At 73.7% G+C, this 19576-nt stretch carries 17 protein-coding genes and 1 tRNA gene; 13 read left to right on the top strand and 5 right to left on the bottom strand.

The features are described from left to right. Window positions 1-90: 90 nt before the first annotated feature. The 6 genes from ispD to ABZ497_RS14815 all read left to right on the top strand — a co-directional run bounded on the left by ispD (window position 91) and on the right by ABZ497_RS14815 (window position 6694). Entirely contained in the window at window positions 91-849 is a 759-nt protein-coding gene (gene ispD / locus ABZ497_RS14840) for a 2-C-methyl-D-erythritol 4-phosphate cytidylyltransferase (RefSeq protein ID WP_329492152.1), read from the top strand. After that, on the top strand, window positions 839-1411 hold the full coding sequence (ispF, locus tag ABZ497_RS14835; RefSeq protein WP_359805198.1) for a 2-C-methyl-D-erythritol 2,4-cyclodiphosphate synthase: 573 nt from the start codon (window positions 839-841) through the stop codon (window positions 1409-1411). The genes ispD and ispF overlap by 11 nt, the downstream gene beginning before the upstream one ends. 234 nt (window positions 1412-1645) lie before the next feature. After that, window positions 1646-2041, top strand: coding sequence for a PPOX class F420-dependent oxidoreductase (locus ABZ497_RS14830; RefSeq protein ID WP_329488383.1), 396 nt, complete (start codon window positions 1646-1648; stop codon window positions 2039-2041). A gap of 116 nt (window positions 2042-2157) precedes the next feature. Continuing rightward, the gene (gene cysS / locus ABZ497_RS14825) at window positions 2158-3552 is read left to right on the top strand and encodes a cysteine--tRNA ligase (RefSeq protein ID WP_359805196.1); all 1395 of its coding nucleotides are present in this window, start codon (window positions 2158-2160) and stop codon (window positions 3550-3552) included. 134 nt (window positions 3553-3686) lie between these two features. Next, window positions 3687-4682, top strand: coding sequence for a 23S rRNA (guanosine(2251)-2'-O)-methyltransferase RlmB (gene rlmB / locus ABZ497_RS14820; RefSeq protein WP_352286100.1), 996 nt, complete (start codon window positions 3687-3689; stop codon window positions 4680-4682). A 380-nt stretch (window positions 4683-5062) separates the two neighbouring features. After that, a complete protein-coding gene (locus ABZ497_RS14815; RefSeq protein WP_359805194.1) occupies window positions 5063-6694 on the top strand; it encodes a DoxX family membrane protein in 1632 nt (543 codons plus the stop codon). Between the two features lie 112 nt (window positions 6695-6806). Here the strand turns inward: ABZ497_RS14815 and ABZ497_RS14810 are convergent, their stop codons facing one another. The 3 genes from ABZ497_RS14810 to ugpC all read right to left on the bottom strand — a co-directional run bounded on the left by ABZ497_RS14810 (window position 6807) and on the right by ugpC (window position 9397). Next, window positions 6807-7643: a nucleotidyltransferase family protein gene (locus ABZ497_RS14810; RefSeq protein ID WP_359805192.1), complete on the bottom strand. Its 837-nt coding sequence runs from the start codon at window positions 7641-7643 to the stop codon at window positions 6807-6809. A gap of 37 nt (window positions 7644-7680) precedes the next feature. Next, on the bottom strand, window positions 7681-8121 hold the full coding sequence (locus tag ABZ497_RS14805; protein ID WP_329488377.1) for a hypothetical protein: 441 nt from the start codon (window positions 8119-8121) through the stop codon (window positions 7681-7683). A 184-nt stretch (window positions 8122-8305) separates the two neighbouring features. Next, window positions 8306-9397: a sn-glycerol-3-phosphate ABC transporter ATP-binding protein UgpC gene (ugpC, locus tag ABZ497_RS14800; RefSeq protein ID WP_329488376.1), complete on the bottom strand. Its 1092-nt coding sequence runs from the start codon at window positions 9395-9397 to the stop codon at window positions 8306-8308. Between the two features lie 277 nt (window positions 9398-9674). Between ugpC and ABZ497_RS14795 the strand changes: the two genes are divergently transcribed. The 3 genes from ABZ497_RS14795 to ABZ497_RS14785 all read left to right on the top strand — a co-directional run bounded on the left by ABZ497_RS14795 (window position 9675) and on the right by ABZ497_RS14785 (window position 11018). Then, window positions 9675-9748, top strand: a tRNA-Thr gene (locus ABZ497_RS14795). A gap of 353 nt (window positions 9749-10101) precedes the next feature. After that, complete coding sequence (locus tag ABZ497_RS14790) at window positions 10102-10335, top strand: hypothetical protein (protein WP_329488375.1); 234 nt, start codon at window positions 10102-10104, stop codon at window positions 10333-10335. A gap of 137 nt (window positions 10336-10472) precedes the next feature. Further along, window positions 10473-11018, top strand: coding sequence for a methylated-DNA--[protein]-cysteine S-methyltransferase (locus ABZ497_RS14785; protein WP_359805190.1), 546 nt, complete (start codon window positions 10473-10475; stop codon window positions 11016-11018). An 88-nt stretch (window positions 11019-11106) separates the two neighbouring features. Here ABZ497_RS14785 and ABZ497_RS14780 read toward each other — a convergent pair whose 3' ends face one another. Then, window positions 11107-12171 (bottom strand): ATP-grasp domain-containing protein, encoded by a 1065-nt coding sequence (locus ABZ497_RS14780; protein ID WP_329488372.1) that lies wholly within the window; start codon window positions 12169-12171, stop codon window positions 11107-11109. Between the two features lie 381 nt (window positions 12172-12552). On the opposite strand from ABZ497_RS14780, the gene ABZ497_RS14775 reads away from it, so the two are divergent. Together ABZ497_RS14775 and ABZ497_RS14770 are read left to right on the top strand one after the other, a co-directional pair. Continuing rightward, on the top strand, window positions 12553-13980 hold the full coding sequence (locus ABZ497_RS14775) for a family 2B encapsulin nanocompartment shell protein (RefSeq protein ID WP_359805188.1): 1428 nt from the start codon (window positions 12553-12555) through the stop codon (window positions 13978-13980). A gap of 87 nt (window positions 13981-14067) precedes the next feature. Continuing rightward, window positions 14068-15117, top strand: coding sequence for a family 2 encapsulin nanocompartment cargo protein polyprenyl transferase (locus ABZ497_RS14770; RefSeq protein WP_352286110.1), 1050 nt, complete (start codon window positions 14068-14070; stop codon window positions 15115-15117). 231 nt (window positions 15118-15348) lie between these two features. Here ABZ497_RS14770 and ABZ497_RS14765 read toward each other — a convergent pair whose 3' ends face one another. Continuing rightward, window positions 15349-16416 (bottom strand): NAD-dependent epimerase/dehydratase family protein, encoded by a 1068-nt coding sequence (locus ABZ497_RS14765; RefSeq protein WP_359805186.1) that lies wholly within the window; start codon window positions 16414-16416, stop codon window positions 15349-15351. Between the two features lie 302 nt (window positions 16417-16718). On the opposite strand from ABZ497_RS14765, the gene ABZ497_RS14760 reads away from it, so the two are divergent. Both ABZ497_RS14760 and ABZ497_RS14755 read left to right on the top strand, forming a co-directional pair. Further along, window positions 16719-18092 carry a DUF1254 domain-containing protein gene (locus ABZ497_RS14760; protein ID WP_359805184.1) on the top strand — a complete coding sequence of 458 codons (1374 nt, stop codon included), beginning with the start codon at window positions 16719-16721 and terminating at the stop codon, window positions 18090-18092. Between the two features lie 144 nt (window positions 18093-18236). Further along, on the top strand, window positions 18237-19571 hold the full coding sequence (locus tag ABZ497_RS14755) for a DUF1254 domain-containing protein (protein WP_359805182.1): 1335 nt from the start codon (window positions 18237-18239) through the stop codon (window positions 19569-19571). Window positions 19572-19576 lie beyond the last annotated feature (5 nt).

The following is a 19576-nucleotide window of genomic DNA, read 5'->3' as shown; positions in this document are numbered from 1 at the left end:
TGGGCGGGAGACCGTGGAGCTTTTCGGAAGGGGTCCCGCGCGCCCGTCGTGCACGCCATGGCCATACCCACTTCGCCGAAGGAGTGAAACCTGAACGCCACAGGAGCAGTTGCAGCAGCGGTGGTGCCCGCCGCGGGACGCGGTGAGCGACTGGGGCCCGGAGCCCCGAAGGCCCTGCGGGAGCTGGGCGGGGTGCCGCTCCTGGTGCACGCCGTCAGGGCGCTGACCCGCAGCCGGGCGGTCGGGCTGGTCGTGGTCGCGGCGCCGGCCGACGGCGTGGCCGAGGTGGTCGGACTGCTCGACACCCACGGCCTGGACGGCAAGGACATCCGGGTCGTGCCGGGCGGGGCGACCCGCCAGGAGTCGGTCCGGCTGGGCCTCGCCGCGATCCCGGCCGAGGTGGAGATCGTCCTGGTGCACGACGCGGCGCGTCCGCTCGTGCCGGTCGAGGTGGTGGACGCCGTCGCGGCCGCCGTCCGCGGCGGGGCGGAGGCGGTGGTGCCCGCCGTGCCGCTCGCCGACACGGTGAAGCGGGTCGAGCCGCGGCCGGGTGGTCCCGAGCCGGTGCTCGACACGCCCGACCGTTCCACCCTGCGGGCCGTGCAGACTCCGCAGGGCTTCCGCCGGGAGACGCTGGCCGAGGTGCACGAGAAGGCGCTCGCCGAGGAGGCCGCCGCGGGGGCCGACGCTCTGCCGGCGGTCACCGACGACGCGGGCCTGGTGGAGCGCTTCGGCGGCCGGGTGGTGGTGGTGCCCGGCCACGAGGAGGCGTTCAAGGTGACCCGTCCACTGGACCTCGTGCTCGCCGAGGCCGTTCTCGCCCGCCGGAGGGCCGCCGATGCCTACTGATCCCACGGCCTCCGGCCCGCGCGCCGAGGACGCGGCGCCGACCGCCCACGCCCCGGCGCCGCCCGCCGCGGACTCGCGGCCGCCGCTGATCCCCCGGGTGGGGATCGGCACCGATGTGCACGCCTTCGAGGCCGGCCGCCCGCTCTGGGTGGCCGGCCTGGAGTGGCCGAGCGCCGAATACGGCCTGGCCGGGCACTCCGACGCCGACGTGGCCGCGCACGCCTCCTGCGACGCGCTGTTCTCGGCCGCCGGGATCGGGGACCTGGGCGCGCACTTCGGCACCGACCGGCCGGAGTGGTCGGGCGCGTCCGGCGTCCGGCTGCTCGGCGAGGCGGCCCGGCTGGTGCGCGAGGCCGGTTTCGAGATCGGCAACGTCTCCGTCCAGGTGATCGGTGTCCGGCCGAAGATCGGCAAGCGGCGCGCCGAGGCGCAGGCCGCGCTCTCGGCGGCGGTCGGCGCGCCGGTCTCGGTCTCCGGGACGACGACGGACGGCCTCGGCCTCACCGGCCGGGCCGAGGGGCTCGCGGCGATCGCCACCGCGCTGGTGTACGAGCGCCGCTGACCCCCGGGGGCGCACCAGGAGCGCCGGACAGCGGCAGGGGCGGCCCGGGGGCGGTAGGAGCGGTGGCGGCGGCCGGTAGGCCGTCCGGGTGGTCCGGGCCGGGAATACCCGGCCCGTGACGGGTGTTCAGGAGCCTTGGCCGGTGCCCGAGTCGCTACCGTTCGGAGCGGGCCGAGCGAGGCCCGCCCGCTCACCGCGGGCCGTCCGACGCCGCTTGACGAGAAGAGGTCCCCGATGGCCGCACAGCTCTCCGACCGGGCCAAGGCCCTGATCGACGGCAAGAGCTTCGCCGTGGTCTCCACCATCCAGCCCGACGGCAGCCCCCAGTCCTCGGTGGTCTGGGTCAAGCGGGACGGTGACGACGTCCTCTTCTCCACGGTGGAGGGCCGCCGCAAGCACCTCAACCTGCTGAAGGACCCGCGGATCTCGCTGGTGGTCAACCCGCCGGAGAGCCCCTACTCCTACGTGGAGTTGCGCGGCGAGGCCACCCTCACCCGGGAGGGCGGCAAGGAGCTGATCGACGAGCTGGCGCGCAAGTACCGCGGCGAGGAGTCCTACGGCTACGACGGCCCGGAGGACGTCCGGGTGGTGGTCCGGCTCAGCCCGCGCAAGGTGGTCGGCAACCTCTGAGAGAGCCAGGCGGAGCGGGTGGCTCCGGTAGGCCATGAAGAAGAAACGGCGTAGCCGCGGTATTGACATTCGAGAATGTCGCGGGGCACCCCCTCATGCCCACTACGCTTGACGCTGTGAGCATTCGCCTGTACGACACCAGCACCCGCCAGGTACGCGACTTCGTCCCGCTTGTACCGGGTTGTGTCTCGATCTACCTGTGCGGCGCTACCGTCCAGTCGGCGCCACACATCGGGCACATCCGGTCCGGGCTCAACTTCGACATCATGCAGCGGTGGTTCGCCTACCGCGGCTACCAGGTGACCTTCGCGCGCAACGTCACCGACATCGACGACAAGGTCATCGCCAAGGAGCGCCAGCTCGGTACGCCGTGGTGGCAGATCGCCTACGCCAACGAGCGGGCCTTCAACGACGGCTACGCGGCGCTCGGCTGCCTCCCGCCGACCGTCGAGCCGCGGGCCACCGGCCACATCCCCGAGATGATCGAGATGATGCGGACGCTCATCGCGAAGGGGCACGCCTACGCGTCGGACGGCAACGTCTACTTCGACGTGAAGTCCTTCCCCGGCTACCTCGAACTCTCCAACCAGAAGCTGGAGAACCTGCGCCAGCCCGAGGGCGAGGGCGAGACCGGCAAGCGCGACCCGCGCGACTTCGCGATGTGGAAGTCCGCCAAGGCCGGTGAGCCGAGCTGGGAGACCCCGTGGGGCAGCGGCCGTCCCGGCTGGCACCTGGAGTGCTCCGCGATGGCGCACAAGTACCTGGGCCGGGCCTTCGACGTCCACGGCGGCGGGATCGACCTGATCTTCCCGCACCACGAGAACGAGATCGCCCAGTCCAAGGCGTACGGCGACGACTTCGCGAACTTCTGGGTGCACAACGCCTGGGTCACCATGAGCGGCGAGAAGATGAGCAAGTCGCTCGGCAACTCGGTGCTGGTCTCCGAGATGGTCGAGCGCTGGCGTCCGATCGTGCTCCGGTACTACCTGGCGGCCCCGCACTACCGCTCGATGATCGAGTACAGCGAGGAGTCGCTGCGCGAGGCCGAGGCCGGGTTCGGCCGGATCGAGGGCTTCGTCCAGCGCGTGGTCGAGCGCTGCGGCGCGGTCGACGCGGCGCCCGAGGTGCCGCCGGCCTTCGCCGAGGCGATGGACGACGACCTGGGCGTTCCCCAGGCGCTGGCCATCGTGCACACCGCCGTCCGCCAGGGCAACAGCGCCCTCACCGCGGACGACAAGGAGAACGCGGTGGCGCGTCTGGCCGAGGTCCGTGCGATGCTCGGAGTACTGGGCCTCGACCCGCTGGACCCGCAGTGGACCGGGGCCGAGCACGGTGAGGACCTCCACGGGGTCGTCGACTCGCTGGTCAGGCTGGTCCTGGAGCAGCGGCAGGCGGCCCGGACCCGCAAGGACTTCGCCACCGCGGATGCCATCCGTGACCAGCTCGGCGAGGCCGGGCTGGCGATCGAGGACACCCCGTCCGGCCCGCGCTGGACGATCAACAACCAGTAACTCCATTCGAGCGATGGGGTGAGGGTGGGCCGTACCGAACCGGTGCGGCCCTCCCGCATGACGTAGCGCATGTCGTCGGCCGGCACCGGGTTCACGGTGCGGCCGGGCATGCCGGACAGACAGGAAGTACAGCCATGGCCGGCAACAGTGCACGCAGGAACCGCCGCAACCCCGGGTCGAAGAAGGGCGCGAGTGTCGGTACCGGCGGCCACAGCCGGAAGGCGCTCCAGGGCAAGGGCCCGACGCCCCCCGGCGCGGAGCGCAAGGGGCACCCGAAGCAGCGCGCGGCCAACGCCGCGGTCAAGCGCGAGCGGGACGCCAAGGCCCGGGCCGGCATGCGCCGGGCCGGCGGTGGCGGCAAGGGCGGCCGTGGCGGTGCCGGCGCGGCGGAGCTGGTCTTCGGCCGCAACTCGGTGGTCGAGGCCCTGCAGGGCGGGGTGCCGGCCACCGCGCTCTACGTCCTGCAGTTCATCGACACCGACGACCGGGTGCGCGACGCCTTCCAGGCCGCGAACGACCGGGGCATCCCGCTGATGGAGGCCCCGCGCCCGCAGCTGGACCAGATGACCGGCAACATGAACCACCAGGGCCTGGTGCTGCAGGTCCCGCCGTACGAGTACGCGCACCCCGAGGACCTGCTGGCGCAGGCCGCGGACAACGGCGAGGACGCGCTGATCATGGCGCTCGACGGGGTCACCGACTCGCGCAACCTCGGCGCCGTGGTCCGCTCCGCCGCCGCCTTCGGCGCGCACGGCGTGGTCATCCCCGAGCGCCGGGCGGCGGGCATGACCGCCGGTGCCTGGAAGACCTCCTCCGGTGCCGCGGCGCGGCTGCCCGTCGCCCGGGCCACCAACCTGACCCGGACGCTGGAGGCCTACCAGAAGGCCGGCGTGATGGTGGTCGGCCTGGCCGCCGACGGCGAGGCCGAGATCGGTGACCTGGAGGCGCTGGCCGGTCCGGTCGTGATCGTCGCGGGCAGTGAGGGCAAGGGCCTGTCCCGGCTGGTCTCGGAGACCTGTGACATCCGCGTGCGGATCCCGATGCCGGGTGCCACCGAGTCGCTGAACGCCGGCGTCGCCGCGGGCATCGTGCTGTACGAGGCCGCGCGCCTGCGCAGCAAGGTCGGCTGACACCTCCCGACGCGCGGCCCGGCCGGGCCGTCGTACCGCGCCGGGCCCGACCGGGCCGGCGGGCGGTACGGCGGTCCGGCCGGGCCGTTTCCGTGCCCGGGTGAGCCGTTTCGCCGCAGCACAGCGGGGTCGGGCGGCGCAGGAGATCTTCCGGATTCTCCGCAGTCCGCCCGCAATTCGGGTGAAAGCGACCGGGCCCGACCGGGCCCGATCGCTTTTCTCATGATCACTTCAAGTGGGCGCCGGACATCCACTCGGGAGAGTGTCCTAACCGGGTGTCACCCGGTTAGACGGGTGTGGACACCAGAACACCTCGGCGCCCCCTCCTGGGCAACGGCAGCACCGGGATAGACGCGGGCCCCGGCCTCAATACCGTCAAGGTGCCGTCCGACCCCGCGCGCCTCAGCGTCACCCAGGCCAGCTTCCGGCTGCGGCTCGGCACCCCGGTGGCGCCGCTGATCGACGCCCCGGCCGGAGCGCTCTCCACCGGGGCCGCGTTCGGCGACCCGTACGCCGGCCAGGGCCTGATCCGCCGTCCGCTGGTCACCCCGCAGGTGGTCGTGCCCGCCTCGGCCGTACCGGCGCTCGCCGGGGCCGGCGGTGCCGGCGCGCCGCGGCGCAAGGGCCGGGTCACCGCCGTCACCTGGAGCGGCCAGGCGCCCCCCGGGGACCAGGCGGCCACCCGGCTGCTGGAGGCCGTCCGGCTGACCGGCGTGCCCGCGCCGGCCGGGGTCGGCGGGCGCGCCCCGGGCGGCTCCACGGCCGACGACGACACCCGGGTGATCCCGTCGTACGCGGGTGCCCGGACGGTCCCGCGCCAGCCGCGCGAGGGCGCCGGTACCGCCACCGAGGCGGGCGTCGGCCCGGTCGGCGCGCCCCAGGGCTGGACGCCCAGCGGCGAGCTGCCCGAGGTCTCCGCCACCGCCGGTGAGGGCAAGCCGCCGTGGTACCCCGGCCGCCGGGTGGACCTCGGCCTGGTGCTGCTGCCGTTGCGCGCGGTGCTGGGCTCGCTCTCGGTCTACGCCGGGTTCAGCAAGCTCTGCGACCCGGTGTACTTCGACGGCGGCGAGCGCGGCTCGATGATGCGCTGGCTCTCCTCGCTGCACCCCTGGAAGGTCGCCGAACCGCTGCTGTCGTTCGCGATGGCGCACCCGGTGGGCTCGGGGCTGGTGGTCTCGTTCACCGAGATCGTGGTGGGCGTGCTGACCATCCTGGGCCTCTGGCAGCGGCTCGCGGCCGGAGCGGCGATGCTGCTCTCCGCCGCCCTGCTGTTCACCGTCAGCTGGCGGGCCGTGCCGGTCTACGACACGCCCGACCTGATCTTCCTGGCGGCCTGGAGCCCGCTGCTGATCGCCGGAGCGCCGTTCGCCTCGTTGGACGGGCGGCTCAACCTGGAGGCGTGGCGGCGCCACGGCTCGGGCGCGCCGGCGGCACTGCGCCGGCGGGTGCTGCGGCGCGGTGCGGTGGTCACCTCGGTCGTGGTCGGCCTGACCCTGCTGCTCGGGTCGATGCTGGGCGCGGCGGTCCGCACCGGCGGCCGTCCGCACCCCGGGCCGTCCCGGCCGGCGACGGACTACGGCACGCCGGTCTGGCCGAGTGGCGGGCCCTCCGCCACCCCCGGTGGGCAGGGGCCGTCCACCTCGCCCGCGCCCGCGCGGCCGGCTTCGCCGGCGGCCGGCTCGTCCGCGCCGTCGTCCTCGGCGCCGGCCCAGGGCGCGGCCTCGCCGAAGGCCGGGACGCCCACGCCGAGCGGCAAGGCGCGGTCCACCAAGCCGGAGAGCGGTCCGAGTTCGGCCCCGGCGGCGCCGCAGACCGCGGCCCCGGCCGCCTCGGCGCCCGCGTCGCGCAGCACCCCGGCGCCGGGCAACGGTTCGGGGGCGGCACCCAAGCCGAGCCCGAGCAGCAGCTCCGGCTCGGGGCTGCTCGGCGGCGTGCTGGGCAGCGGGCCGCTGGCCGAGCTGTCCGGCGGCGGGGCCCGGAACTCCCGGCCGGGGTCGCCGACGGCGACCTGACGGGCCGTCGGGCCCTCGGGGACGACAGGTGGCCGGGTGCTCCGTGGGGGAGCACCCGGCCACCTGTTCGTGGTCCCGGAGCCGTGGGCCGTGGGGCCGCCGCCGGGGTGGGTTACCGGGGCGTGTGGCCGGCTCCGGCGGCGAGTTCCTTGGCCGCCTCGGTGAGGTCCTTCGCGGTGTCGATGGCGCGCCAGTAGACGCCCTGCGGTAGCTGGTACCCCGCCAGGCGCTTGCCGCGCGCGAGTTGGGGGAACGTGGTCCGCTCGTGGTCCCCGACGTCCGGCAGCAGCTCGGCGAACTCCGGGCTGAAGACGTACAGGCCGGCGTTGATCAGGAAGGGCGAGGGCGGCGCCTCGATGAAGTCCAGCACGTTGCCGAACTGGTCCGTCTCCACCGCGCCCCACGGGATGCGCGGACGGGCCAGGGCGAGCGTCGCTACGGCGTCCCGCTCGTGGTGGAAGGCGGCCATGTCGCGCAGGCTGAAGCGGGTCCAGATGTCGCCGTTGGTGGCGTACCAGGGCTCGTCCGGCCGGGGCAGCGCCTTGGCGGCGTACTTCAGACCGCCGCCGCGGCCCAGCGGTTCGGCCTCGACGACGGTGCGGACCTTCAGCGGCAGGTCGGTCCGGTCGAGCCACTCCTCCAGCACGCCGGCCAGGTGACCGCACGAGATGACCACGTCGGTGACGCCCTCGGAGGCGAGCCAGGAGAGCTGGTGTCCGAGGATCGGCGTCCCCGTGCCGGGGATCTCGACCAGCGGCTTCGGCCGGTCGTCCGTGTAGGGCCGCAGCCGGGAGCCCTGGCCGCCGGCCAGGATGACGGCCTGGGTGACGGCCGTCGTGCCGGGCGGGGCCGCCGACGGCTGTGGTGCCTGAGCCGTCTGCGGAGCCTGCGGTGCCTGTGGTGCCCGGGCGGACGTGAGGTCGGCGGCGGAGCCGGAGTCAGCGGTCATGCCTGCACAATAGGGCGGCCGCCGGGGCGTGGCACCCCTAGGCGGCGACCCCGGAGGCGAACGAGCCGTCACAGACCGGCCGGGCGAAGGACCGGGCGCGCTGGACGTCCCCCTGGTACTTGCGCACGGCCGCCTTGCCGAGCTCACCGGCGAGCGAGGTGCAGTACGGCGTCAGGGCCGGCTGCTCGCGCATCGAGCGCTCCAGCAGGTCCAGCGCGCTACCCGGGTTGTGCGCGCGCAACTCCTCCAGCAGGGCCACGCGCAGGGCGTCCTGCGGAGCCAGGCCCTCCGGGGCCTTGGCCGCGGGCACCCGGCCGATGCCGGCGCCGTCCTCGCTGGAGGCTGCCACGACCTGCTGGTCCAGCCCGGTCGGCGGAGCCCACGGCACCCTGGTCACGGCGAGGGTGCCGGTGGTCACCAGGACCACGGGCAGGGTCAGGGCGATGGTCTGGCCGATTCGGCGAACTAGCTGCTTCACGCTCAGGAGAGTAGCGCTGGGTGGGGCCCGGATCGCCCTCCGTTACACCATCGAGTGACGTGGTGTCCGGGTTCGTCCCTTCACCGTGTTGACGCGGGTGGTGCGGACGGCCGAACGACGGCGGAGCCCCGCCGGACCACGCGGTCCGGCGGGGCTCCGCCCGGGTCGTTCGCCGCCGCGAGCGTCAGTTGCTCAGGCGGGCACCGCTGCTGGTGGAGAACACGTGGGTCTCGTTGGCGATCGGCACGACGTGGATGGTCTCGCCGCGCTGCGGGATCTGGCGGCCGTGCACGCGCACGACCAGGTCCTTGTCCTCGCCGCCGAGCTTGGTGGTGCCGTAGACGAAGCCGTCCGAGCCGAGCTCCTCGACCACGTTGACGGTCACGGCGACGCCCTCGATGCCGCCGGCCGGGACGATCTCGAAGTGCTCCGGGCGGACGCCGACGGTCACCGACTTGTCGGTGCCGGCGCCGGAGAGGTCCTCGCGGGAGATGTTGACGATCGAGCCGCCGAACTTCACCCCGCCGTCCACCAGCGGCACGTCGATCAGGTTCATCGCGGGCGAGCCGATGAAGCCGGCCACGAAGAGGTTGGCGGGCCGGTCGTACATGTTGCGCGGGGTGTCGACCTGCTGCAGCACGCCGCCCTTGAGCACCGCGACGCGGTCGCCCATGGTGAGCGCCTCGGTCTGGTCGTGGGTGACGTACACGGTGGTGATGCCCAGGCGGCGCTGCAGGCCCGCGATCTGGGTGCGGGTGGAGACGCGGAGCTTGGCGTCGAGGTTCGACAGCGGCTCGTCCATCAGGAAGACCTGCGGCTCGCGGACGATCGCGCGGCCCATCGCGACACGCTGGCGCTGACCGCCGGAGAGCGCCTTCGGCTTGCGGTCCAGGTACTCGGTGAGGTCGAGGATCTTCGCGGCCTCTTCGACCTTGGTGCGGATCTCGGTCTTGTTGACGCCCGCGATCTTGAGCGCGAAGCCCATGTTCTCCGCGACGGTCATGTGCGGGTAGAGCGCGTAGTTCTGGAACACCATGGCGATGTCCCGGTCCTTCGGCGGCAGGTGCGTGACGTCGCGGTCGCCGATGCGGATCGCGCCGGCGTTCACGTCCTCCAGGCCGGCCAGCATCCGGAGGCTGGTGGACTTGCCACAGCCGGAGGGGCCGACCAGGACGAGGAACTCACCGTCCGCGATCTCCAGGTCCAGCGCGTCCACGGAGGGCTTGTCGGACCCGGGGTAGACACGGGTCGCCTTGTCGTACGTCACAGAAGCCATGGCTGTGCTCTCCTTCACCGGCAGGAACGTGCCGGACGATCCGAGTAAAGGTGGATGTCGTGGCGGGCCCGCTCCTGGTCCGAACCACGGCGCGGGTCAACTCCGGGCGACGCTACCTGCGCCTACGCCGCTTGTCAGCCCCCGGACCCCTGGAATTCGGCATCGGTTCCATCACGCCCGCCCCACCCGCGATCCCCCGGATATGCCACCACCGCCCCACGGCCGCCCGGTAGACTGCCCCCGGTGCCGCCGTGACCTCGTCGCGGACGGTCACCATGCCTCCTTAGCTCAGCTGGCCAGAGCACCGCTCTTGTAAAGCGGGGGTCGTCGGTTCGAACCCGACAGGGGGCTCGGTGCTCGAAGGGCCGGTCGGGCCGGGGTGATCCCGGGCGGGCCGGCCCTTCGTCGTCGTGGGGTGGGAGGTCCGGCCGCCCCGGCCGTCCGGCGCCCAGCTCCTCCACATGGCCCCGCCGTCCCCGGCCGGGTTTCCTGACGCCTGGTCAGCGTGTCTGCGGCGAAATGGCCGTGTCGCCCATGGGGCGGTCGCGGGCGAGGAGGGGCTCCCGAGCCCCTCGCGCGAGGTGGCGGGTACGTCGCGGAGCGTGGCCGGCCGGGCCGGGAGAGGCACCTGCGGTCGCGCGGCGGGCACGGGCGCCGGAGCGGTCGTACGGTGGAGGGGCGGGGGCGAACGGAGGAGGTTGGCCATGCCCGGTTCTCTCACCATCAGCCACCACGAGGCGGCGGTCGCCCTCGATCACGCGGATGCCAAGCGCCTCGCCACGGTGCTGGAGGAGCTCGCGTACCTGCTGGAGATCCCGGGGCCGAACCGGATCAACGAAGCGCAGCTCGACGCCCTGTGCGAGGGCCGGGCGGCCGACCGGACCGAGCTGTCCCGGTGGTCGCGCGGGATCGCCGCCGAGCTGAAGGGGCGGCTCTAGGGACGGTCCGGCCACGCCGGGCGGACCCGCCGTACGATGGCGAGCGGGGCGGGTGGTCCTCGCGCGCCCCGCGGGTACCGGCGTGGCCGGTGGCCGGCCCGGCGGAGGAGGGTGGGGGCCCGAGCGTGCCGCAGTCCGTGTCACAGCCCACGGCGATGTCCTGGATGACGGTGGAGACGCCGCTGCCGAGCGGTCCGATGCACATCGCGGTGACGCCGCTGGGAGTGGCGGCCGCGGGCTACCTGGGGCAGCCGGGCGAGCGGCCGCCGTGCACCGACCGGTCCAAGATCGACGCGGTCACCGGGCGGATAGTCGAGTACCTGGCGGGCGGGCGGCGGGAGTTGGGGCTGCCCATCGACTGGAGCCTGAGCACCGGACCGCATCGCGCGGTGCTGCGGACGCTCTGGCACGAGGTGCCGTTCGGGCGGACCATCACCTACGGCGAACTGGCGGCCCGCAGCGGGGTGTTCGAGGGTGTCGCGGAGCCGGGACTGGCGGCCAGGACGGTCGGGCAGATGATGGCGGCCAATCCCGTCGCGCTGCTGGTGCCGTGCCACCGCGTGGTGGCGGCGGACGGCATCGGCGGATTCGGCGGCGGCCGGGTCGGGATCGACGTCAAGCGCTGGCTGCTCACCCTGGAGGGCGTGCTGGAGCCGACGCTGGACTGGGACGGCCCGCTGTAGCGGGGCCGGGCGGAGCACGGGCGGCGACCGGGGCGGTGGCCGCCGGCGGGGTGGCGCCGGCGGCGGTTCGCGGGTGTCGGTACGGGTGTCAGTGCACGAGTTCGACCGCGGCCGGACCGCGGTCGAACGAACCCTGGCGCGGCAGGACCGGCTGGATCCCGGAGACCAGGGTGTAGTCGATCCCGGCCGGATCCCCGGTGGGCACGGTGTCCGGCCGCTCGCCGAGCGCCAACTGCACCGCGTTCCACGGCAGGTTGAGGCCGCACAGGCGCAGCTGGTGCAGACCGCCGGAGGGGCGGGTGTTGACGTCGATGACCACCGGCTCCCCGGCCAGGTGGCGGAACTGCACGTTGGACAGGAAGGACATCCCGACGGACTCGATCAGCCGGCGGGTGGGCTCCAGGTACCGCGGTGCGGTGGTGAAGCTCCGGCGGCGCCGGTGCTTGCTGCGGCCGACCGCGGCGAGCAGGGTGCCGTCGCGGTCGCCGAGGCAGTCGACCGATATCTCGGGACCCTCCAGGTAGGGCATCACCAGCAGGTCGGCCGGCTCGTCGGCGGCGGCCAGCGCGGCGGCCACCTGGTCGACCTGGACCCGGCTGTCCCAGCCGGCCAGCCGGTGCAGGCCGAAGGGCTCGCGGGTGAGCATCCGGAAGCCCTCGCCGCCGGCGCCGGAAGCGGGCTTGAGGCAGGCGGTGAGCCCGGCGGACTCGATCCGGTCGACGGCGGCGAGCAGGTCGTCGGCGCTCCGGACCAGCCACCACGGCGGGGTGGGCAGCCCGGCGGCGGCGATCGCCGCGTAGCCGTCGGCCTTGCTGTCGAAGGCCGCGATGGCGGTGGCGGGCGGGCAGACGAGGGCGGTGCCGATCGCCTCGAACTCCTGGTGGTGCAGCGAGATCGCGAGCTGGTTGAGCCGGGGCAGGAAGACGTCGATCGCGTGGCGGGCGCAGTAGTCGAGCGCGTAGGCGACGTAGGCGTCCGGGGGGAGGTCGCCCGGTTCCAGGGTGGCGTGGTCGGCGGCGGCGAGCACCGGGGAGTCGGCGTCGACGTGGGTCGCGTGGATCCGGACGGGGCGCGGCGCGGCGCGCAACTGTTCGATGAAGAAGACGTTCTCGGCGTAGGTGCGGTTGAGCCAGACACGTACGGGGGCACTCATGAAGGCCTCCCAGGGCAGGGGTGAACGAGGGGGAGGGCATCCGGTGCGGCCACTCGTTCGTCACTGGCCCCGTGGCCCTTGAGGCGCACCTTAGCGGCCCGGCTCGCCGGGGTGGACGGCGGGTGGGCCGGTGGCCGGGGCGGGGTCCGGCCGGGGGTCAGCCGGGGGTCGGCCGCGGGTGGCGTCGGGGTGCGGCCGGGGTCCGGAAGGAGGGGTTCGACCGCGTTCGAATAGGGATCGAACTGAAATAGATCAGGTGATCTAGTGGTCCTATTTGTTCGGTTATTCCGACCACTCGAAAGAGTGATTGTGGAAGCCTTCGAATGGGCCCATCATGATTCTTGCAAGGCGACACTTCATCGGGTATGCGAAAGGCTCCCTATGTCGACCGAAACCAACGTCGGTATTCCTGCGCCGGGCGGTACGCCGCAATCCGGTTCGCAGCAGAGCCTCGGTACGGCCGGCGCGAGGAACCTCGCGACGACCACCAAGTCCGCGCCGCAGATGCAGGGCATCAGCCCGCGCTGGCTGCTCAGGATGTTGCCGTGGGTCCAGGTCTCCGGCGGTACCTACCGGGTCAACCGGCGCCTGCGGTACGCGGTCGGCCGCGGCCGGGTGAGTGTCGTCCAGACGGGCTCCGACGTGCGGATCGTCCCACCCACCCTGCGCGAGGTGCCGGTGCTGCGCGGGTTCGAGGACGACGCGGTGCTGGAGGCGCTGGCCGGTCGCTTCGTCCAACGCGATTTCTCCGCCGGTGAGGTCCTGGTCACGGCGGGGACGCCGATCGACGAGGTCCTCATCATCGCGCACGGCAAGCTCGACCGGTGGGGAACGGGCAAGTACGGCGAAGCGGTGGTGCTCGGCTCCCTCGCCGACGGCGACCACCTGGGCGACGAGGTGCTCCAGCGCGAGGACGGCAGCTGGCCGTACGCGGTGAAGGCCGCCACCGCGGGCACGCTGCTGGCGCTCTCCTGGCCGTCGTTCCAGGAGCTCGCGGAGCGTTCCGAGGCACTGCAGCTGCAGATCATGGACTACCTGGCAGGCTTCCAGCAGGCGCAGAACCAGCACGGCGAGGCGGCGATCGAGCTCTCCGCCGGGCACCACGGCGAGTACGAGCTGCCCGGCGCCTTCGTGGATTACGAGCTGAAGCCGCGCGAGTACGAGCTGAGCGTCGCCCAGACGGTGCTGAAGGTGCACAGTCGGGTCGCCGACCTCTACAACCAGCCGATGAACCAGACCGAGCACCAGCTCCGGCTGACCATCGAGGCGCTGCGCGAGCGCCAGGAGGCCGAGCTGATCAACAACCCGGAGTTCGGGCTCCTGCGGAACGCCGCGTACGAGCAGCGCATCCAGACCCACTCCGGCCCGCCCACCCCGGACGACATGGACGAGCTGCTGAGCCGGCGCCGCGGCACCAAGATGTTCCTCGCCCACCCCAAGGCGATCGCCGCCATCGGCCGGGAATGCAACCGCCGCGGCCTCTACCCGGACACCGTCGAGGTCCAGGGCAAGCCGGTGTTCGCCTGGCGGGGGGTGCCGGTCTTCCCGTGCAACAAGATCCCGGTCGTCGGTGGTCACACCAGCTCGATCCTCGCGCTGCGCACCGGCGAGGACAACCAGGGTGTCATCGGGCTGCACCAGACCGGAATTCCCGATGAGTACCAGCCGAGCCTCTCGGTGCGGTTCATGGGGATCAGCGAGAAGGCCGTCATTTCCTATCTCGTCAGCGCCTACTACTCCGCCGCCATTCTGGTGCCCGACGCGGTGGGCGTGCTGGAGAACGTCGACGTCGCGCACCACCACGACTGACCGGGGTCGATCGGCATCGCGCCGTCCGGCCGGTCGCGGGGGTCCCGCGGCCGGCCGGACGGCGCCCACCATCAGGGGGAGGAACCCATGGGAAGTTTCACGTTGGAGCGGGAGCACCGGGAGGGCCACGAGGCGGAGGACGTGCTCGCCCGCACCCGTGGTCTGGTCGATCCGGTCCTGCGCGCCGCGGTCGACTCGCTGCCCGGCTCGATGCGCAAGGTGGCCGGCTACCACTTCGGCTGGTGGGAGGCCGACGGCTCACCGGCCGCCGCACCCTCCGGCAAGGCGATCAGGCCGGCCATGGTCCTGGCCGCCACCCAGGCGCTCGGCGGCACCACGGTGACCGCGACCGCGGCGGCGGCGGCCGTCGAGCTCGTCCACAACTTCACCCTGCTCCACGACGACGTCATCGACCGTGACGAGACCAGGCGCCACCGCCCCACCGCCTGGCGGGTGTTCGGCACCACCGAGGCCATCCTGGCGGGCGACGCCATGCACTCGCTGGCGCTGCGCCTCCTCGCGGAGGACACTCACCCGGCCGCGCAGGGCGCGATCCGCCGGCTCACCGACTGCGTGGTCGAACTCTGCGAGGGCCAGCAGATCGACTGCGCCTTCGAGCAGCGCAGTGACGTTTCGCTCGCCGAGTGCCTGGCGATGGCGGAGGCGAAGACGGGTGCGCTGCTCGGTGCCGCCTGCGCGATGGGCGCCCAGTACGCGGGCGCCTCGGAGGAGGCGGCGCAGGCGATGGACGGCTTCGGCCGGGAGATCGGCCTGGCGTTCCAGCTCATCGACGATCTGATCGGGATCTGGGGGGATCCCGCCGTCACCGGCAAGCCGGTCGGGGCGGACTTGGTGGCACGCAAGAAGTCCCTGCCGGTGGTGGCGGCGCTGGGCTCCGACACGCCGGACGGGCGGGCGCTGGCCGAGCTGTACGCGCTCGCGCGTCCGCTCAGCCCGGAGGAGTTGAGCCGTTGCGCGGCCGCGGTGGAGGGTGCGGGCGGCCGGGGCTGGGCGCAGGGGGAGTCGTGCGAGCGGATGGCCGCCGCGCTCGGCCAGTTGGCGACAGCGGTGCCCGAGCCGTCCGCGGCCGACGAACTGCTGGCGCTCGCCGAGTTGGTCACCCGGCGGACGCACTGACCGGCGGACGCAATGACCGGGGGTCCGTCGGCCGCGGCGCACGGTCCGGTCCGCGCCGCCCGGCGTGCGTGCCGTTTTCTGCGGCCCGGGCGTGCGCACTGATCGCGTCGGTCCGGTGACCACAGCCCCGGTCTCCTGGCCCACCCGGGCCCGATGGACGCGCCTGGCTCGCCGCCTCGGTAGGGCGGCGAGCCAGACAGCGTCGGTGCGCAGGGCGCGGCCCGCGTCGCGCTACGCGAGGGCGGCGAGCAGGCGCTGCTCCTTGGCGGGGACCATGCCGGCCTTCTGAGCGGCACCCTTGCGGCCCTTGAGCCCGTCGGCGTCGGTGTCCTCGGCCGGGCCGCGCGCGCGGAGCCAGGCCCAGGTGTCCCGGGCGGTGTCGGCGAACGGCCGACACCGCAGGCCGGCCGCCTGCGCCCGGGCGGTGTCGGCGAGCCAGACGCCCGCCAGCTCCGGCACGTCGGGTGCCCAGAGCGGGAGTTCGCTCCAGGGCTGGACGCTGTCCGGACCTTCGGCGAGCAGGGGGCCGTCCTCGACCCAGACGAGCTCCGCCGGCGGGTGGGCGGCGCCGTCGCCGTCGACGGTCTCGCCGACCACCTCGACGCAGGTCGCCAGGAACTCCCCGAAGGTGACGTTCCCGGCCGGGGCGGTGGTGAGGTAGCGCCCGGTACGGCCGGCCTCCAGCGCGGTCACGCCGAACACCGCGAAGTCGCGGACGTCGATGACCTGCATCGCCCGGGTCGGGTCACCCGGAGCCAGTACCCGGGCGCCGCGGGCCATCCGCTCCAGCCACCACGGCAGGCGGCCGCCGTTCTCGTGAGGGCCGATCAGCAGGCCGCTGTTGAGGATCAGCGTGCGGTCGGCCCCGAACCCCTCCAGCACCGCGCGTTCGCAGCCGGCCTTGAGGGGGTTGCCGGGGGGCTGGTCGGGCGGGGTGTCGGCGGGGCAGGGGTGCAGGGGCGCGGTCTCGTCCACCGCCCGGGCCGGCCAGTCGGCGAAGGCGTGCACGGAGGAGACGAAGGTGTAGTGGTCCGCGTGCGCGCGCAGCAGCCGGGCGGAGAGCGCGGCCTGGGCGGGCTGCTGCGCCGAGGTGTCGACGACGGCGTCCCACCGCCGTCCCTCGACCAGCCGCGCCAGGTCGTCGGCGGAGTCGCGCTCGCCCCGGACGGTCTCGACGCCGGGCAGGTCGCTGCCGGAGCGGCCGCGGTTGAAGGTGGTCACGTCGTGGCCCCGGTCGAGGGCCTGCGAAGCGTAGGCCCGTCCGAGGAAGGACGAACCGCCGAGCAAGAGGATCTTCATATCGCCAGCCTCTCCCGGTCGGACCCGCCACAGGCTTCCGTTCGCGGTGGGCGGACGCACCCGGAGGTACCCCGGGCGCACTCCGGAGGCATCCGGACGCACCCGGAGCTACCTCGGAGGTACCCCAGGCGTACTCCGGAAGCATCGCGAACCCACTCCGGACGTACCCCGGACGCCCGGGCGCGCGGGCGGGGCCCCTTCCGGCATCGCCGACATGCTGATCGACTGGGCCGCCCCTAGGATCCGTTTGAACCTGTATGTCCGGATAAGGGGCATGCGCCGAGGCAGGGGAGAGCGACAGCATGGGCAACCCGGCACTCGTGGATCCGGCCACCGTCCGCGCGACCGCCGCCGAGGCATGGATCTGGGGGTTCCCGCTCCTGGAGAACTACCGGACGCTCTACCCGCAGGCCGTCGACGACGCGGACCCGCGCCACACCGGCGGCTTCGGCGTCTTCCGGCACCATGCGCAGCCCTCCACCCCGGCGACCACCGACGTCGTCACGCCCGACAACGACACCCGGTACTCCTGGGCCTGGCTCGACCTCCGGGCCGAACCGTGGGTCGTCTCGGTGCCCGCCGAGGACCGCTACTACGTCCTCCCACTGCACGAACTCGACACCTCCTACGCCGGGTTCATCGGCACCCGGGCCACCGGCCGGGAGGCTGGCGACTACCTGGTGGCGGGCCCCGGCTGGCAGGGCGCGGTGCCCGAGGGAACGGCCGGTGTCATCCGCACCGCCACCGAGCTGATCGGCATCGTCGGCCGCACCCACCTCGGCGGTACCTCGCCGGAGGCGGTCGAGGAGCTGAAGGGCCTCCAGCGGCAGTACCGGCTGCGCCCGCTGCACGAGTACGCGGGTACCGTGGCACCGCCGCCCGCACCCAATCCCGTCTGGCCGGTCTGGCGGGAGGAGGTGCTGGGCACCATCGAGTTCTTCGGCTTCCTCGACTTCCTGCTCGGCTTCTGCCCCGTGCTGCCCGCCGACGCCGACCTGCGCGGCCGGCTCACCGATCTGGGCATCGACGGCCGGGGCGAGTTCGAGCCCGCCGCGCTGCCGATCGAGGTCCGCGCCGAGATCGGGCGCGGCATCGCCGACGCCCGGGCCGAACTCACCCAGGCCGCCGAACGGGCCGCCGAACGGGCCGCGGATCGGATCGGGGATCGGACCGTGGAAGGGGCCGGGGACACGCCCGGCCTCTCCGGCACGAGCGAGCGGCTCGGCACGGACCACCTCCGGCGGGCCGTCGGCGCCTTGCGGGACCTGTACGGGCTGCCCGTCGAGGAGGTCTGGTACGGCGCCTGGACGGCCGACAGCGACGGCAACAGCCCGCCGAACACCGGCGAGCACGACTACGTCCTGCGCTTCGGACCGGACGCGCTCCCGCCCGCGCGGTTCTTCTGGTCGGCGACCATGTACGCGCTCCCCGGGCGCCGGCTGGTCGACAACCCGCTGGACCGCTACTCGATCGGCGACCGCACCCCCGGGCTGGCCCACGACCCCGACGGCGGCCTCACCCTCTACCTCCAGCACAAGCGCCCGGCCGACGCCCAGCACTCGGCCAACTGGCTGCCCGCGCCCGACGGCCCGTTCGAGGCGGTCGTCCGGCTCTACGGACCGGACGAGCGGGCCCGCGAAGGCCGTTGGGCGCTCCCACCGCTGACGCCACGCTGAGCCCGGCACCGCCTCCAGCCCCGCGAGCAGCACCACCCACCCACGACCCGCCACCCACCCACGACCCGGCACCCACCTCGACCCACCACCGACACACCCTGACCCACCCCGACCCCGCCACCCGGACCCCGGGAAGGACTACCGATGACCCAGCCCGAGCTGGAGGCCCTGGCCGCCGACGCCTACGTCTACGGCTACCCGCTGGTCTCCGACCTCACCATGGTCGAGCGCTTCACCGCGGGCGGCCTGGGGACCCTGCCGGCGGCCCCCTTCAACGACTTCAGCCACGCGACCAGACTGGCCGGCCCGGACGACCCCTTCGTCTCCGTCAACAACGACACCGTCTACTCGATCGCCCAGCTCGACCTCTCCGAGGGTCCGCAGGTGCTGCGGGTACCGGACACCGCCGGGGCCTACTACGTCCTGCAGTTCGTCGGCGCGTGGACCGACAACTTCGCCTACCTCGGCCGGCGGGCCACCGGTACCGGCGCGCAGACCTGGCTGGTCGTCCCGCCCGGCTGGCACGGGACCCCGCCGGACCGGGAACGCGTGATCGTCTCGCCGACCACCGTGGCCACCGTCGTCGGCCGCTTCGCCTGCACCGGCCCGGAGGACCTGCCGCGCGTCCGGGCCCTCCAGGAAGGGCTGACGCTCGAACCGCTGGAGCCCGGCGGCCTGGCCGCCGGGCTGCCCGAGCCGGACCCCGCGGTGCCGGAGCGGCTGGCCTTCTTCGAACGGCTGCGGATCTGGATGGCGGCCTTCCCGCCCGCCGGGCCGGACGTCGAGTACCAGCAGCGCTTCGCCCCGCTCGGCCTGCTCGACACCGGACCGTCGCCGTACCGCGCCGCCGAGCCCGAGTGGACCCTCGCCCTGCTCAAGGGCCTGGCCGCGGGCCGGGAACGGGTCGAGGCCGCCACCCGGCCGCCGGAGGACCACCCGGCCGGCGAGTGGCGCTCCGGGCTGCACCTGTTCGACTTCAACGTCGACTTCCTCGGCCCCGGCACCATCGACGACCCGGAGTGGCGTATCCCCGACCGCCGCGCCGCCTACCTCAGCCGCGCCGCCGCCGCCCGCGCCGGACTCTGGGGCAACCACGCGTACGAGGCCACCTACGCGATGACGTACGACGACGCCGACGGGCGGCCGCTGAGCGGCGCCCACAGGTACACGCTGCGCCTGGACCAGCCGCCGCCGGCCGAGGCCTTCTGGTCCGTCACCATGTACGGCCTGCCGGACTACTACCTGGTCGCGAACCCGATCGAGCGCTATTCGATCGGCGACCGGACGCCTGGTCTGGTCTACGCCGAGGACGGCTCGCTGACGCTCCGGCTGCAGCACGACCGCCCCACCGACCCGGCGGAGGAGGCGAACTGGCTGCCGACCCCGGCGGGGGAGTTCCGGCCGATCATCCGGCTCTACCAGCCGAAGCCGGCCGCCCTCGACGGCACCTACCGGGTGCCGCCGATCCGGCGGAGCTGAGCGGG

The sequence above is a fragment of the Kitasatospora sp. NPDC005751 genome (assembly GCF_040630835.1).
In the GTDB taxonomy this organism is placed as follows: Bacteria; Actinomycetota; Actinomycetes; order Streptomycetales; family Streptomycetaceae; genus Kitasatospora.
Note: the sequence above shows the minus strand (reverse complement) of the source record. Positions and strands in the feature narration are given on the sequence as shown.

What these genes read in the sequence shown, in the direction of transcription:
- ispF (WP_359805198.1), top strand. Translation starts at nt 839, where the DNA reads ATGCCTACTGATCCCACGGCCTCCGGCCCGCGCGCCGAGGACGCGGCG.
- ABZ497_RS14830 (WP_329488383.1), top strand. Translation starts at nt 1,646, where the DNA reads ATGGCCGCACAGCTCTCCGACCGGGCCAAGGCCCTGATCGACGGCAAG.
- rlmB (WP_352286100.1), top strand. Translation starts at nt 3,687, where the DNA reads ATGGCCGGCAACAGTGCACGCAGGAACCGCCGCAACCCCGGGTCGAAG.
- ABZ497_RS14810 (WP_359805192.1), bottom strand. Translation starts at nt 7,643, where the DNA reads ATGACCGCTGACTCCGGCTCCGCCGCCGACCTCACGTCCGCCCGGGCA.
- ugpC (WP_329488376.1), bottom strand. Translation starts at nt 9,397, where the DNA reads ATGGCTTCTGTGACGTACGACAAGGCGACCCGTGTCTACCCCGGGTCC.
- ABZ497_RS14790 (WP_329488375.1), top strand. Translation starts at nt 10,102, where the DNA reads ATGCCCGGTTCTCTCACCATCAGCCACCACGAGGCGGCGGTCGCCCTC.
- ABZ497_RS14780 (WP_329488372.1), bottom strand. Translation starts at nt 12,171, where the DNA reads ATGAGTGCCCCCGTACGTGTCTGGCTCAACCGCACCTACGCCGAGAAC.
- ABZ497_RS14775 (WP_359805188.1), top strand. Translation starts at nt 12,553, where the DNA reads ATGTCGACCGAAACCAACGTCGGTATTCCTGCGCCGGGCGGTACGCCG.
- ABZ497_RS14770 (WP_352286110.1), top strand. Translation starts at nt 14,068, where the DNA reads ATGGGAAGTTTCACGTTGGAGCGGGAGCACCGGGAGGGCCACGAGGCG.
- ABZ497_RS14765 (WP_359805186.1), bottom strand. Translation starts at nt 16,416, where the DNA reads ATGAAGATCCTCTTGCTCGGCGGTTCGTCCTTCCTCGGACGGGCCTAC.
- ABZ497_RS14760 (WP_359805184.1), top strand. Translation starts at nt 16,719, where the DNA reads ATGGGCAACCCGGCACTCGTGGATCCGGCCACCGTCCGCGCGACCGCC.
- ABZ497_RS14755 (WP_359805182.1), top strand. Translation starts at nt 18,237, where the DNA reads ATGACCCAGCCCGAGCTGGAGGCCCTGGCCGCCGACGCCTACGTCTAC.